Origin of the sequence: Porcibacter vitabionis (assembly GCF_046263795.1) — a bacterium.
Taxonomy (GTDB): domain Bacteria; phylum Bacillota; class Clostridia; order Lachnospirales; family Lachnospiraceae; genus Lachnocurva.
Map to the genome: position 1 here is coordinate 306,227 of NZ_JBJYZD010000002.1, position 15,591 is coordinate 321,817.

Consider the following 15,591-nt stretch of genomic DNA (forward strand, 5'->3'; position numbering starts at 1 on the left):
ATCTCTTTTCCTTTCTCACAGTCAAATCTTAAGAGGCTATCGTTCATGAACTGTTACAAAGGATTATAATCGATTCTGATAATATCGTTATACCCAGTTTCTGATAATTTTATATAACCAGATTGTATAACCAGGATGGACTTCTGTCCTGGCATTTTCAGCGCCGCGTATGATGAAGTCTTTTATAGCAATACATATCGTGGTCCGCCTTCTGAATACAGTGATCCAGTTGAGTCCGCAAACCGTCCTGCAAGAGGTTTGGATTCCATTTGGTAAGATCCGGATAGCTGAGCCCGATGCTGACAGAAATATGATTTCCCTTCAAATGATTGATGATCCGCGCCTTGGTTTCCGGTGCCTGCTCAGGCTGGTCGATGGCCAGGATCATAACAAATTCATCTCCGCCGTAACGATATGAGAAGCTGTCCTGACTTGCTTCTTCCCGAATGGCATCTGCCACCTGCTTCAGGACCTGATCGCCGAAGGCATGGCCCCGACTGTCATTTATGGACTTAAAGCCGTCAATATCAAGGAAGAGAACGGCAAGCTCTTTCTCTTGGATCTTCTGACCGACCCAAGGCAGAAGCTTGGACTCAAAGGCTGCCTTGGAATACAGACCGGTCAGGTCATCGCGGTCATAGACATTACGAAGGCGCGTCAGAGAAAGCTGCAGCTTCCGATTGGTATCCCATTCGGAAATGGCATGAAGGACAATATCCTGAAACTCATAGAAATACCATTCTTTGCTGATAAATCGCGGATTGAAAAGAACGATCAGGCCTGCGGTCTGATCCAGAATATGAAGCGGGATCAAAATAAAACTATTGCGATTACTGATGGAATCCAGATGGTGTTTTAATTCCACGGCATTTTGGAAGGTCTGATTCTGCATTTCTTCCATTCTTGATCCATTATTGACCCATCTTCTCTCGCAGGCTGCCATAACCCTAAGATGTTCCATTTCATAATGACCTCTGGGCAAAGCCTCACTTCCGATCCGGTCATCCGTAACAATATAGACCCCATCGAGGTCCAGCATGGAATATCTCCTCATGACCTGATGCATGAGGTCTTGTAAAGACAGGGAAGGATTCAAGGATCTTGCAATCAAAGCAAATACTTCATTTCGATCATTTGTATGGATGATATCCTCCACGTGCCAGGACAGATAAGAGCGGAAATACACATCCTGATTGGTCGGACAGCCACAGCTCTCCGCAAGAACGATCTCTGCAGGAATATGGATGTCTTTTATGGTCTTATTTTCTTGGATCATGCTATCCAGAGCCTGCATGGCCCGATAAGCGATCCGCTCCCGATTCAATGTGACCGTGGTGATCTGCGGCTGGTAATACATGGCCTTGTCCAGATTATCAAAACCTGTGACCAAAAAGTCTCTCGGACAATCATAGCCATGTTTCCGCATTTCCATGATGAGTCCGATGGCAATATTATCATTGGCGCAAATAAAGGCATCCGGAAGGGGCTGAATCAGATTCTTGCCGGACAGATCGAAGAATTCCCTTGCGGTCAAAGCTCCGGTTCTTGTGCTATAGTCCATCTCCGTGATCATATCGTCTGTGACTTCAATGCCATGTCTCTTACAGCAATCCCGGAAAGCCTGTTCTCTCTCGATGGACTCGGTTACTTTCTGACTGCTTCCGCTGAAATGGAAGGTCCTGCAATTATGAACATTCCACATATGCTCAAACAAGCCGCATATGGCATGATAGTTATCATTTCTGACACAGGGAATTCCATCGATGGAATTGCAGAGTGAAATGGCCGGAACCTTACTTTCTATGATCCTCTTCTGCAGATCCCGGATCACCTTCTCGTCTTCCATGTTGGTAAAATCAACGACGATTCCATCATAATCTTTGAAATTGGCCAGGGAGAAGATGGAATACTCCCCTTCGTTGAATTTCTTATCCCTGCTCCAGTTCCCCCAGCAATGAAATTGAATGAGGGAATAATCCCTGTCATGCTCTTTCATATATTGCAGAATGCCATTGCTCCAGGCGGAGACGATAAAACGTCTCCAACCATCTGTCAGCAGCAATATCCGTTTCATATTTGCCCCCTGTTATTCGGAAATTCTAAAAAATTGCTATCTATCATTATAGCATTACCGTTTAATTGTTTGAGTCTTTATTCGAAACGTTGCCTGCGGCCTGATTCGAATGGCTGTCGTCCTGATTCAATGTCTGGCCGGCCGTCTGGTTTGCGGAGGAATTCGATGTTGTATTCGATGCATGATTCCGATTCTGATCAGAAGTGGCGTCTGCGTCTTGGCCGAAGGGGAAGGCAGATTTTGCTTGAGAATTCAGGCCTTTGACACTCGGATCAACTTTACCAGATTGTACATAGCCATTCATGTTACAATCAATAAAAGTGAGGTCATGAATACTTCCGCTATTTGTATTAAATAGATACTGACCCGTCACCTTATAAAAGTACAGATTTTCTAAAATCCCCCGATCCTTACATTCTTTGCCAAAAAGATTCTGATTTTGGCCATTTTCGCCCTTTCTAATCCAATTCTTCAAATAGTGCTGGTTACCATTATAATGGCATCTAAAGGTCATCTTAGTCGTATCAAGCTTTTGGAATTTGGACTGGTAGATATGGGGATCATTTTTATAGGGCTCATCTCGAATACCGAATTTATTTGTAAATTCCTGTTCAAAGTCAATGTCCATTTCCTGCTTTATGATGTATGTACTACTTGTTAATAAACCGGCTGTATTATTTACAGACTCATAAAACAGATTATAGAACTGCCTTGCACTCCGAATAGTCAGGGAATTATTAGGTAAATCCTTTGTAGAGGCAACTACCGCATTGGCGGAATAGAGATTAACATAGAAAGAAGCGTACTTCGTTTTCGACTTCGTTTTCGTTGTCTCATCAGAATTCTCCACATAAACATTCAATGTGTTTGTTGTTTTTACATTTTCATAAAATTGATAAAGATTGAGATTGTTATCATCCGGTTCCTTTATTCGGTATAATTTATAGTCATCCTGATTCAGTCCTATCTTACCGCCATCACTATTCACTGTCGCATCTTTTAACGATAGACTTTGGATATGTTTACCATCGGCACTTTCTGTACCAATAAAGGTGTTGGTATCGGATAGCGTTGTTCCATTCGGAGCCTTAATTGTGTTGTCTCTATTATGATCCACCTTCAGAACCAAGGCGTAGCCGTCTTCTACCACATAACCATCCGTAGGGAACTTGTCGCCTTCCAGTTTTGTAAATGGCTGTACATGATACTGATTAGGGTCCTTACTCATATTTTCCCAAAAGCCATTATAATAGACATCTGGCTTCTTATTATTGTCCTTTTTTATATACTCGTAATATATAAGTCCAACAGTTGCCGGTTCCTTCTCAATCGGCCAATCACCAACGTGGCCTATTTCAGATTCATCTTTTGATGCGTTTACTGTATTGTGCTGAAATAAATCTGACAACTGTCTTGTCGTGCAGTAAGGGTATTTATCCCCCAGAGATTTATCTACTGGAGCAGCTGTCGATTTTTCAGAAACAACAAATGGATTCTTTTCACCTGTTGTTGCCTGACCTAAACTGCTTTGAATTTTAATGTCATTGTCATACGCACTAGTGTTCTGCATACTATCATCCCAGATGACAGATATCTGATCACTGTTAATTCCTTTCAGAACAGAACAATTCTGAACTTTCACTTGTCCGCCTTTAGAATTTGTTTCTCCAATAAACTGTCCATAATCAGCCCATTTATTATTTAAATCAGTTGATGTCTCTTCTGCTAAATTAATAATCAAGCCAGTCGAATAACATCCTTCTACGGATGATGTTCTGCTTATAAAGCCTATGAAACCACCGCAAGATCCATTTGTCTTTCCGTTTTGTTTATTGGCACCGACGGAACATGTAGAATAGGAATATGTAACGGAGGTAGAGCCCTTGGCATTTCCAATCAAGCCTCCGACATTGCCATTTTGGACTGAAATATTGGGATGCTTTTCATCATAGTCTCCACCATTCACAGTTCTGCCGGAAGAATAGCATCGCAGTACATGAGCTCCATTATCTATGGATCCGATCAAGCCTCCTAAATTTGTCGCACTTATGATTTCTTTTTGATCCTGTCCAGAAGTATTGTCGCCAGCTATTCCGGAAACCGAAGCATAACAATCTGTAATATTGGCTTTAGATGAATTTGTAATGGCTCCAATCAAGCCGCCGGCTTTGATTCCTTGGTTTGATTTGAAGTCCTCTGTCACATTTTCGATGGATACCTTATTAACATTTAACGATTTTCCATCAAACTGGCCAATCAAAGATCCAGCTCCGATTGGCTGCTGCTTATTCCAATTTTGCGTAGTTGTATCGATCTTTTCCTTAACATTTGTGCCAATCTGCCCATCTGGCAGGACATTATTGGTCAGATAGAAGTTTTTCAAGGAGAGATTCGTAAGAGACAGGCTATCTGCCCCCATTTTTGCAAACAGGCCATAATATCCTGTCGGATCACTGATCATGAAATCCGAGAGAACCGGTGCCTGATTCTGCTTCTGATTCTGCTTAGAAGCGTCTGTACTCTCAACAGAACCACTAACGTTCGAAATCGTGCTGCTTTGGATGCCTGTGAAATTGGTCGTAACTACAGTAAGTGCGTTACTATCAAAGCCATACTCGTTGGTCGCCTCATCCTTCAATTTTTCAAAGTAGTCTTTTGTATCAGCCGCATCTGTTTGGTTTCCCTTATTTCCATTTGCATTCTGCTGCCCTGCAGCCTGAACGTCTGTTGTCTGACTCGATGCCGGCTGATCTCCCTTATGCCAGATGATATCGCTTAGAATCTTGACGTCCGTAATCTGATTGGAAACCATCGGATTGGTGTTAAGGGACACTACCGTTGTAGAGTTTGATGAAGCGGTCTGATTCGATTCAGAAATGGCCAGGTTCTGAAGGTGTCTGGCATTCGTGATACGGGCACTTGTATCGCTGGAGCCTTCGGCATAGGTACTGTTAAATCTCTCTGATGTAGCTTTGAATTTCTTTGTTTTATTAGTACTTGAACCGGAAATCTTATTTGCCGTGATTGTTACGCTTGCCCGCAGATTGTCACCGGCATGAAACTTCTCATTTGTATTCCCTGTATTCCCGTTGCTAGGAGAAGAGCTAGAATTATCAGATACTTTCCATTCAATATGAGAAGAATCCGTAATGCTATAGCCCTTTTCTACCGGGCTATCCAAGATATAATACCGAGTCTGGGACAAATCAGAAGTGTTTACTATTTTTACTGGCTCTGTTTTTAAGACACCCTGAACATTAGAAGCATCCGAACGAAGATCCTTCAAAGTTATTTTGATATTATTCTGATCTATCGTATATTTTTTGGTGATAGAACTCGGCACCGTCACGATCAGATAAAGACGGTTCTCATTTTTGACTTCAACAGTAACTTTCTGATTCTTCTGAAAAGCATCATCGGTAAGAGATGCACCACCATAATAACCAAGGGCGACCTTCTTGGATCCACTACTGAGAGAAACTGAGAATCTCTCTCTCAAATTTTTACTATCAGTACGGTTTGTATTGCTTCCAGAGTTTTGCTTGATCTTATCATCCAGTGCTGTTACCGTGTTCTCGTAAGTCAGCTTTACATCCCCATCCGTATAGAAGACATCATAAACCTGTCCCTGAATGGCATCATATTCAATGATATAAGCCCCTTTTCGGACTGTCTCATCGATGGCGCCCGTCGGAAGGAGCTGTGCCATGGCATTGCCAGTTAGATTCTTCTTGGAATTTACAATCAAATAATAAAATTCATGTTTCTTGCCATTTGTTGAAGAAGTTTCAGTGGAAGAGCTGTTATCATCTTTTACAAACGGATCTACTTTCGCGATCTTATCCCCAATATATGTCCCCAGATAGTTGGTCTTCGTTTCTGTGGAAGTCGTAGCAGACCCGTCATCCGCTTTCATCTTACCATACTTGTCGTAGATCTCTCCCCAGTCGCCGGTGGAGACACTATCCGATAGATGGTTCTGGGCTGCCATATAGATCTCGCGGGCAGCATTATCCATTTCGGTCAGCTTCAGCTTTCTCTGATAGCGGATGACATTCACAGCGACAAGAGCACCGAGAATGATAATAATCGAAACTGTCAGAAGCATCTCTGCTAATGTAAAGCCCTTATTATTCAACAGTTTTCTATTAACATTTCTCATAGTAAATCCTTCTAGCGCGAATCGATCCGAATGATCCCACATTTAATCAATCGAACGAATCTTCCAGTAGAGAGCGAATGGTCACCGTCTGCGATGCATAAATGTGACTTTCCTTCTGGTCCAGGATGGCAACCGTAAATGTATAGACGCCATTGGCATAAGAAACATAACCGGATTTCGTACTTCCTTCCTGATCCACCAGTTTTGCATGCAGTTTCAAGGACTGGGTCTTAGCTGCCAGAACAGGGTAGGTTTTTTGAAGCGTACCATCTTCCTCACAAACGACCCGCTCGATCTCAGAGTCCGAAGCGTCCGTTGCCGAGCCAGTATTCCGAAAATACATATAATAATCGCCGTAATTCCGGTTCTCCGATTGGAAAATGTAAACCGATTTCGAGCTTCCTGAACTACTGCCTGCCTGACTGTCATCTGAAATCGAAACCTTTTTTGGACCTTTGGCCCGATAGAGATCAGAAGAAATCGTATTGATGGCGGTCGAAAGCATGGTCTCAGATTCCGACTGCAGACGGACCCGTTGATATACCCGTAATGCTGCCTGGACACCGGAAACCACAGCCATCGTCGCCAGAAGCAGAATCAGGACAGAAACCAAGACTTCCCCCAGCGACACGCCCTTTCTGCTTTTTAGTTTTCGAAATAAAATATTTCTCATATGCATACGACTTCTAAGATTTATCTCTGGAATTTCTATCTTGAATTTCTATCTAAAATTTCTATCTGAGATTACTATCTGAAATTTCTATCTTGAATTTCTTTATGGAATTCTATTTCATAAAATAGCGATAGGTCTTTCCATCTGAGCCTACAGTAGTTACAGAAACTTTATTATTAGTTTGTAACTCAATCTGCTGATCCGGATCCGCTGTTGATGTTTCCGAATCTTTCTGCGTCGTGGAATCAATGCCATGTAATGTACCAGAGACAGTCACCTGTCCCTCTGCCGTTTGTACATTAGATGTACTACCTGTACTACTTGTTCCACTATTGCCCTTTTGATAAGCCTCCAACTCATTCTTTACGTTCATATTTTGGTGATAGGTCTTTTTCCCTTTTGATACGATTCGTATCGAAACAGTCAGCATGGAGGCAAAAAGCAGGGAGCCAAGTGCCACCACAAGGACAGCGACCAGGACTTCGCCCAGAGATTCCCCATGTTCGGATCTCAGCTTAGACAGCAAGTGTTGGCCATCCTTCTTTTTCTGTTTTATCAGCTTTCTTTGTTTCATAATAATCTGTCCTCTGCAAAAGCTCTATTCTGAAGATCAGTCCGAAGTTTTTAACAGATTTTCGTCTGAAGTAATGAGAGGCTGTCCCCAACTGACCTGAATTTTCATGGAACGAACATATGTGACCGATTTTTCCGTAGAGTTTCCAGATCCTGTGGCATCCACTTTTGGACTTGTGTTATAGGTGATACTCACATCCGACAAGGGATAAAGGATCCAAAGCTCCGGTCGGTTCGCATCGGATGCCGTCTTACCGCTATTACCACTATTACCGCTATTACCGCTATTACCACTATTTTCCTTACAATAGAGATGGATCTTGATCTGAAAAGAGGAATCCATGCAGACATCTGCATAGACGGTCGGAAAATTTTTATCGATATCCAGGTTGATCTCTAGTGGTCCACCATCCTTGGTCGTCTGAACAGTGTATTTATTGGCAAGAGCCGTATCTGACTTTCCTGAGCTGTTCGTCCCGGATCCGGTCGAACCAGATCCATTCGCTCCGCTTAAGACCTGGTCCCAATCTGTAATTGGGAATTCTGTCTGCCAGGGATCTAAATCCGTCGAAATGGCAGGCGGGACTTTTGATGAATCTTTGGCAGTTGCCGTTTTCCCACAAGCGAAATAAGGCCAATAATGTGCAATGACCTTCTCTGTCATATTCTTTCTTAAAGAGGTAAAAAGAGGATCCGAATTCGTGCTTGAAGTGTCCTTTATGGGTTTGGGTTGAAATGTCTGCGGTACATAAGCATTATCTTTTGAAGAGGAAAGAGACGTACTCCCGTCATCCTGCTCTACCAATGTGAAATCCCATGATTGTTCAAAACTTACCGAGGATTCTCCATCGGAAGCGGCGCCGGAATTTCCGCTTTGATTTACCTGACTTCCGCTCTGATCGCTTTCGCTCTGATTGCTTCCGTTCTGCGACGAAATCCCGCTCTTCATCTGTTCCGTGATCAGATCTCGTGCCGAAATCAAGGCATATCTCCTCCGATTGGCATCGGTATCAGGTCCGGACGTGCGACGGCTGGTTACCGTAGCTCCGGTTAAAACAACCGAACCGACCACTGCGCAGACAAGGAAAAAAAGCAGAGCGATCATCAGACTGGCACCCTGCTCCGACTTGATTTTATTTCGAATCCTGTTCTTGATTTTGTATCTTGTCATCATAAGTCTCATCCGACATTTCCCGAAAGGCATATTGATAATCGTTATTAGTATAGCACGAGATCAGTTCGGAAACAATGCAGGCTAGAGATCTGTCTTTTCCGCTTTCGATACAAATCTGCTTCCAATAATCTTATCCGGCTTTCCCGCCTTGGCCAGATAGAGATTCTCATCTGCAAGCTCTAACATTTCACGAATCTCAACCAACCCCTTCGTATGACCGTATGTAAAACCAATGGAAAGAGAGATCTTCCGGATGCCCTTCCAATTCCGGCATTTGTTACTCAGCTGGCCAAGTCTGTCTTGAAAGTCACTAAAATCCTTTGTTTCCGAAACGATCAGGAATTCATCTCCACCATAGCGATAACAGTGGTCCGTCTCCCGATCAAAGATCTTCTGCATAAAATGCCCGGTTGCAATCAGGGCCTTATCTCCTACGGCATGACCAAAGACATCATTAAATTGCTTAAATAAATCCAGATCGATCATGGCAAAACAGAGATCTTTACCGATATATCCATCGAAATCTTCCCGAAGACTCATTCGATTGGAAAGCCCCGTCAAACCATCTTTCCGGCTATCCAGATAAAACTCCATCTTCTGCTTTTCAATCAGATACTTGTTCTGTTCCAAAAGGACAAAATTCTTATAGCGGATTCGGTTGATGAAAAGGCAGATCACATGCAAAGCGATGATATCTACGATATCCTGCCAGGCGGTATTATGATGACTGATCTCGAGGATCAGAACAATGCTAAGCAGGTTGATGATCATATTCCGAATCTGACTTCTCATATCAAGATAGAGAAGCAGATAGACAATTACGGTGGTCAGGATATATTCAAAGAAAAAGCCGCTGTGTTTTTGCGTGGCAAGACAGGTCGTAGCCGCCAAGACCATATTGATCGCATTAAACCAATAGAAGATCCGGTGTGAAGTCTTGCTCTCATCTTCACGAAAGGCTCTGGCCCTCCGGTTCAAAAGAATAAGAGAAAACAGATTGAAAACAAGCAGCACCGCATAGACAAAAGTTGCATTGATATAAGAGACAACCAGCCCTTCGGAAAAAGGCGCATAGGTCCCGACGAAGCCGATCAGAGAAATAGTGACCAGCATGATGGCTGCTGCATGACCAAAGACCAGGTTGTTGCGAAATAACTCCGTCTGAAACCAGGAATTTTTCTCAAACTGATTCCATTTCATGTTTAATACATCATCCGAGAAATGATTCTTTATTTTATTTGTCTCTATCTTCATACCGGTTCGTCCTAATCTCCACAGAATCCTATGTCAATGTTCTACGCCTTACCTGCCAGAAAGTCTCCTTGATCTCTGTACCGGATTTCTGCCGTTTCATATACTTCTCGATATTAGTTTCATCCGGATAATATTTCAAGGCTGTCGAAGGGTCCCTATGACTGCCCGAATAGATGCGGCCATTTACCATGCCCTTTTCATCTATGGTAAATCGGATCATATACCAGTCCCAGCCGGCAGTTTTCTTAAGCTTCTGATCGGGATGCTTGCAATGAAGAACCATACCGCCCTTTCCAAAACAGTATCGCAGCTCATCTTGCAGAGTGATATCTTTCGATTGCTTGTCTGAGGACAGCCAGTTTCCGGAAATGCTGCCGGTAAAGCCGTGGACAATGACATTCTGATCCGAGTCCAGATAGAGATTTAATTCATCGGACGAGTTATATTTCAGCCGTCTCTTGGGATCCGAACTCTGCACCAGGACATAGAGGCTTCCGTTTGCCGTATCCCTTGTAAGATCCAGATCTCCTTCTTCCATCTTGGTTTCCAATGTCCGATAGATGGATCTCGCATTGTTTGCATCCAGATTTCTCCGGGACTCCTCGCCGTAGTTTCGAATCAGAGGGATACTGACCAGGACCAGGACCATAATGATTCCGAGAACGCAAATCAATTCGACCGGGACAAAGCCCTCTCGGTTCCCCCGGCTCCGTGTCCTGTTCTTCTGCTTGATCCCGGTCTCTTTCTTCATCCTCTATTCTCCTTCAGAGAAAAACGAAACATCAATCATAATGACTTTTACAATTCTTCCTGATCCTTACTGTTCATATAGATGAAAGACAGATCATCCAGATAAGAACTCCGGTTTGCAGTCTCCGGATCGCTGTAGGAAGCCTTGATGATCGCAGTGCAATTTCCACTCCACTGGCCGGCCTTTCGAAGCGACTCAATAGAAAAATGAATCTTTCGGGCTACATTTCTCACATCCTCTTTCTGATAATACTTCATCAGAATGTAGAAAAGACTATCATGAGTCCTTCCAATCACAGAGCCACGGCCGACACAGTCTTGCAGTCGCTCTCCTACAGACCTTAAAAGGCTGTTTCCGGATTCATCTCCATAGAGTTTTTGGATCTCCTGATATTCCGGAATGTTCACTTCAAGGAGGGCGAAATCCACCCTGCTCTGCCAATGTTCATTTAGGAAAGAAATCATTCCATCCGCCAGACTTCTGGAATTGGCAAGACCGGTGATCGGATCAATCGCGGCTGACTGTTCTTGTTGATCCGTGAATCGCTGTGTCATTGCGGCATCAAACATAATGCCCATCAAGCCTACGATCTTGCCATCCCGATAGATCGGGATCTTATTCACAAGGATATTCCGATTGGTGCCATTGATGATGCACTTTCCCTCTTTCATAAAGACTCTTTTGCCGCTTTTCAGGATCTCTTCTTCATCCTTCTTAAAAGGTTTGGGATCAATATGCCATCGCAGGTCTTCATCTGTTTTTCCAATCAGCTCCCTGTCGGTCGAAAATCCGAAATAACGGAGGAAGCTCTGGCTGACTCCGGCAAATCTCCTCTTTTCATCCTTCCAGAAAAACAAAGCTCCGGCACCCTGCTCCAGATTCTTCCAGAGGATCTCCGGCGTAATGCCCTCTTTTTTCTGGCCATAGATCACATCGCTCAGAGAGGATGCAAGCTTTATAATGTCCGATTCATGGAGATCCACCTCCAAGGTGACATGAACGGCACGTTTGAAATCCGACCTCTGCATGGGCGCGATCAGATGAAGGAACCAATGGTATTCGCCCGAAGATGTGAGGCTTCGGAACAACCCTGTCAGGGCATGCTTTGGATTATTCTTAAGTCTTGCCTGCAGAGTACTTACATCCAGAAAATCTGCCATCCGATCCTGATCCGGCAGATAGCAGTAATCCATCCTCCAGGCATCCATAACCGATGCCAGATCATTTAATTCCACCCCAAGGCTCATGGGCTGCTCCGCCATCGACGACTTTACTCCCAGTACAGTATTCTTCTCCAGGTCGTAGATCGCGACATCACTTGCCATAAAATAGAAATCGCTCATGGTCTCTATCTCGACCTGCTGAAAACTCTCTAAATTGATATCGATATACTGGATATGGATCGTATAGAGTTCATGTCTGCCCTCAATTGCTTCGACAGATCCGGTCAGCTGCATATAATGGTCGCCGGAGGGATAAGCAGTCACTTGAGGGCCGGAAAATCTCCTTAGCTGCTGATCCGCATACTGTCTGTGGAAGACATGGATCGGGTCGCCGGGCGTATTGATCTTCTTCTCCCAGTCTCTGACATCCAGAACATGGTCCCGATGCAAGACTTCCAGATAAGCATCATTGGCAAAGAGAATCTTCATCTCATCGCCGTCATCGTCCACAACACAAAGTGTCTTATCTGTCAGATAGTCGATCCGGCTGAGTTTGGTAAAATATGCTCTCCACTTGGAAGGTTCCAGCACCAGACCCTTTTCCTGCAGATGACTGAACATGGAAGAAATTTCCATGGGTTTTCCGAAATAATAGCCCTGGATTTTCTCACAACCGATTTTCCGTAAGAAGAGATATTGCTCTTTGGTCTCAACTCCCTCTGCAAGGGTGGAGATATCCAGTTCCTTGGCCATCTTGACAAAGGAAGTAATGATTCTCTTAGACTTGTCATCGAATTTCCGAAGAAAAGACATATCAAGTTTCAGCTCATCAAAGGAATAATTATTCAGAATTCCAAGGGATGAGTAGCCGCTTCCGAAATCATCCATCCAGACCTTATAACCCATTTCATGAAAACGCCGGATGAAAGGGTCGACTTTGTCCAGATTCTTCACAAAGGCACTCTCCGTGATCTCTAAACAAGTGAACTCTCTTGGCACTTCATACTTCGAGGAGATCCGGTCGATGGCCTCCGGAAGGTCATCATGCAGGAAGTCCTTTCGGGACAGATTCACGGAAACCGGAATCAGGTTCTCTCCCTTTTTCCATCTTTTGGAAATCTCAGCACATACCTCTTCAAAGACATAGAGATCCAGTTTGTAGATCTTCCCGGTCTCTTCCAGGGTTGGAATAAACTCGCCCGGCGAAATCATTCCATACGACGGATCCATCCAACGAACCAGAGCCTCCATACTGCAGACCGTTTTCGTCATGGTCCGGACAACCGGCTGATACCAGACCTGAATCCATTTCTCTTCTACTGCCTTATCAAAATTGGTCACGATATAGGACTTTAAAGAAGACTTCTTCAGCAGACTTTGATCAAACCATACGAAGGAAGAATGCGATATCTGCTGGATGGATTCACTCGCCAGTCTTGCTCTGTCACAAGCCTCCGTAAAACGAGTTCCATCCTTCTCATAGCGGTAGATACCTGTCTTAATGTTCAGACTTCCTCCCTGCTGTGCATTCTGAAAATCCCGGTAGAGAGCCTGCAGCCTGGATTCGATGTCATCCGCTTCGGAATAGACGACAAAGTGGTCACTTTCAAAACGGGAGGCCTGCTCTCTTTTGAAATACCGGCCAATTTGTTTGGCAAGTTCACAGATCTGCAGATCCCCCGCTTTCAGTCCGTGACGGCTGTTATAACTCTTGAGGCCACAGAGATCGAAATAGAGTACAACCGGAACCTTCCCCATCTCCCAGAGATTCTCTATTCCAGCAACAGAATCTGTGAGAAAGCGCTGCATATTCTGCAGACCGGTCAGGCTGTCAAAATGCCTGACATATTCACTGCTGTCATTACTGGAATACTGACCGGAAAGCTTGGTCAGGACCGCCTCCTTCTTCTGATTCGTCTCCTTGTCTGCGGTCTCATCGGAATAGGTAATGAAGGCGAGTTTCGTTTTACCAACCGTAGTATATTTTCCCTTTGCATGGATCAAATGATATTCTGTCTGATCGTCCCTCTTATTCCGAAAGAGGATATCATAGGAATCACCGTCGGTAGCGAAATGATAGGAAGCGCTCTCCATTCTGGCTAAGTCTTCCGGATGGATGTGGCGATAGAGGTCATGGTTCAAGCCGTAGACCGCTTCATCACAACTATGATAGCCGAAAAGTTCCAGATAGGATTTCGATACCAGAAGAGGCTGAATCTTATGATTCAGATACTGATAAACAGCGAGAGGAATCGGCATATTCTCCAGAAAAGATCTCGTTTCCGGTGAAAATTCATAAGTTGTCATTACAATTCCTCCGTTCGAAACCCATCCTCAGGTAGTAGTTTTTCTTGTCCTTATACATATGCCGATCGGCAACCCGAATGGCTTTCTCAATCTTGGCAGAGTCCTTGCAGTAAAAACTTCCAAAGGAGAAATGATAGATGTCGCTCTTTTTCAGCTCTGCCTGCAGGTTCTTTTGCATTTCCAGAAATTCGTCCTGGTCTATATTGGGATAAATGACTACAAATTCATCGCCGCCGGCCCGATAGACATGCTCACGGCCGAAATAACGGACCAGAAGTTCTGCTGAGAACTTAAGAGCCCGGTCGCCGGCCTCATGACCGTGCTTGTCGTTGATGAGTTTCAGTCCGTTGACGTCTGAATAAATCAGCCCGACCGGATTGTGCTTGACGCTGAGTGCATCGATTTTCTCAATCATGGCATTCCGGTTATGAACATTGGTCAGGGTATCAATATGGCTGAGCCGGTTCAGATCCTCCATCAGACGCTGATTTACGATTTTCGCCCCGATGAAGTAAGAGATCGACTGGAGAACGAGCTGGGTATTGATGAGATCGTCGGAATTGTAATTGTCTGCGCCCAGATAGCCGATCAGATGACCGCGATTATAGAAAGGTGCCGCAACCAGGCGATGGATGCCCTGTCGCTTCAGATTCTCGTAGTCCACCGGATCCTCATGCTTCAATTCTTCGATATCACGGATCAGTACCTGGGAATCCCTCTCCAGGTAGTTCTCCCAGCCGCCGATGTAATCCTGATAATCCAGTTTCTGCAAAGTATCGATCTCCGGCTCAACGCCCGGCGCACACCACTCAAAGGTATTGGAGACGGTCCGGCCGTCGGTCTCCAGGACATAGATGCGGTCCGGATGAATGAAGCGGCTCAATTCTGCCAGGGCATGATCGATACTTGTCCTGTAATCTTCATCATTATTCAAAAGCTTTGTGATCTTTAAGATTGCATTGTCCGTTGTCGTCTCCCGACGCACCTTATGAATAAAGGCATCTACATTGGTGAAGATAAAAGCGACCCGATCTTCACCGACCGCCAGTCCGACCGTAAAATCCAGCCAGTGCCCTGTTTCCTCGGAATAGAAGCATCCATGAAAGGGCTCTTTCTTCTCCCATACCATCTGACAATAGCGAAGCCAGCGACTGCCTGACGGATAGATCTCCAGAAATCTGTGATTTACAAGGTCTTCTCTCCTGTAGCCGGCCATCTGACAATATTCATCATTTACAAAAAGATAGACCGTGTCGACAATAACTTTATGTGCCGGATCAAAAATCAACTTGTAGATCGCATAAGGTACCGGAATATCTGTTGCAAGATCCGGAAAAAATTCCCTGGCAGCATCCATACAGAACCTCCTGTCTTAGCGTCTTGTAACAACCAGATAAAATATATCAGTCCATTCTGCTAATTAAAGTATAGCACTTGTTTCACCCAATCACCATTTGAAA

The 15,591-nt window shown here is 44.3% G+C and carries 9 protein-coding genes; all 9 read right to left on the reverse strand.

The window, feature by feature from the left end; all coding sequences use genetic code 11:
- Positions 1-157 precede the first annotated feature (157 nt).
- The 9 genes from ACKX2L_RS03060 to ACKX2L_RS03100 all read right to left on the reverse strand — a co-directional run bounded on the left by ACKX2L_RS03060 (position 158) and on the right by ACKX2L_RS03100 (position 15,488).
- Complete coding sequence (locus tag ACKX2L_RS03060; RefSeq protein WP_497552579.1) at positions 158-2,074, reverse strand: substrate-binding domain-containing protein; 1,917 nt, start codon at positions 2,072-2,074, stop codon at positions 158-160.
- 61 nt (positions 2,075-2,135) lie between these two features.
- The gene (locus ACKX2L_RS03065; RefSeq protein WP_497552580.1) at positions 2,136-6,236 is read right to left on the reverse strand and encodes a type II secretion system protein; all 4,101 of its coding nucleotides are present in this window, start codon (positions 6,234-6,236) and stop codon (positions 2,136-2,138) included.
- A 46-nt stretch (positions 6,237-6,282) separates the two neighbouring features.
- Positions 6,283-6,909 carry a hypothetical protein gene (locus ACKX2L_RS03070; protein WP_497552581.1) on the reverse strand — a complete coding sequence of 209 codons (627 nt, stop codon included), beginning with the start codon at positions 6,907-6,909 and terminating at the stop codon, positions 6,283-6,285.
- A gap of 112 nt (positions 6,910-7,021) precedes the next feature.
- A complete protein-coding gene (locus ACKX2L_RS03075) occupies positions 7,022-7,483 on the reverse strand; it encodes a hypothetical protein (protein WP_497552582.1) in 462 nt (153 codons plus the stop codon).
- A gap of 36 nt (positions 7,484-7,519) precedes the next feature.
- Complete coding sequence (locus tag ACKX2L_RS03080) at positions 7,520-8,653, reverse strand: hypothetical protein (RefSeq protein WP_497552583.1); 1,134 nt, start codon at positions 8,651-8,653, stop codon at positions 7,520-7,522.
- A gap of 84 nt (positions 8,654-8,737) precedes the next feature.
- The gene (locus ACKX2L_RS03085; RefSeq protein WP_497552584.1) at positions 8,738-9,910 is read right to left on the reverse strand and encodes a GGDEF domain-containing protein; all 1,173 of its coding nucleotides are present in this window, start codon (positions 9,908-9,910) and stop codon (positions 8,738-8,740) included.
- Positions 9,911-9,938: 28 nt separating this feature from the next.
- Positions 9,939-10,661, reverse strand: coding sequence for a hypothetical protein (locus tag ACKX2L_RS03090; protein ID WP_497552585.1), 723 nt, complete (start codon positions 10,659-10,661; stop codon positions 9,939-9,941).
- A gap of 47 nt (positions 10,662-10,708) precedes the next feature.
- Positions 10,709-14,131, reverse strand: a complete 3,423-nt coding sequence (locus ACKX2L_RS03095; RefSeq protein ID WP_497552586.1) for an EAL domain-containing protein — start codon at positions 14,129-14,131, stop codon at positions 10,709-10,711.
- Positions 14,118-15,488 (reverse strand): GGDEF domain-containing protein, encoded by a 1,371-nt coding sequence (locus tag ACKX2L_RS03100; protein WP_497552587.1) that lies wholly within the window; start codon positions 15,486-15,488, stop codon positions 14,118-14,120. Before ACKX2L_RS03100 ends, ACKX2L_RS03095 begins: the two co-directional genes overlap by 14 nt.
- Positions 15,489-15,591 lie beyond the last annotated feature (103 nt).

Excerpts from the sequence above, each read along its gene's own strand:
- ACKX2L_RS03060 (WP_497552579.1), bottom strand. The coding sequence starts at position 2,074 with ATGAAACGGATATTGCTGCTGACAGATGGTTGGAGACGTTTTATCGTC.
- ACKX2L_RS03065 (WP_497552580.1), bottom strand. The coding sequence starts at position 6,236 with ATGAGAAATGTTAATAGAAAACTGTTGAATAATAAGGGCTTTACATTA.
- ACKX2L_RS03070 (WP_497552581.1), bottom strand. The coding sequence starts at position 6,909 with ATGAGAAATATTTTATTTCGAAAACTAAAAAGCAGAAAGGGCGTGTCG.
- ACKX2L_RS03075 (WP_497552582.1), bottom strand. The coding sequence starts at position 7,483 with ATGAAACAAAGAAAGCTGATAAAACAGAAAAAGAAGGATGGCCAACAC.
- ACKX2L_RS03080 (WP_497552583.1), bottom strand. The coding sequence starts at position 8,653 with ATGACAAGATACAAAATCAAGAACAGGATTCGAAATAAAATCAAGTCG.
- ACKX2L_RS03085 (WP_497552584.1), bottom strand. The coding sequence starts at position 9,910 with ATGAAGATAGAGACAAATAAAATAAAGAATCATTTCTCGGATGATGTA.
- ACKX2L_RS03090 (WP_497552585.1), bottom strand. The coding sequence starts at position 10,661 with ATGAAGAAAGAGACCGGGATCAAGCAGAAGAACAGGACACGGAGCCGG.
- ACKX2L_RS03095 (WP_497552586.1), bottom strand. The coding sequence starts at position 14,131 with ATGACAACTTATGAATTTTCACCGGAAACGAGATCTTTTCTGGAGAAT.
- ACKX2L_RS03100 (WP_497552587.1), bottom strand. The coding sequence starts at position 15,488 with ATGGATGCTGCCAGGGAATTTTTTCCGGATCTTGCAACAGATATTCCG.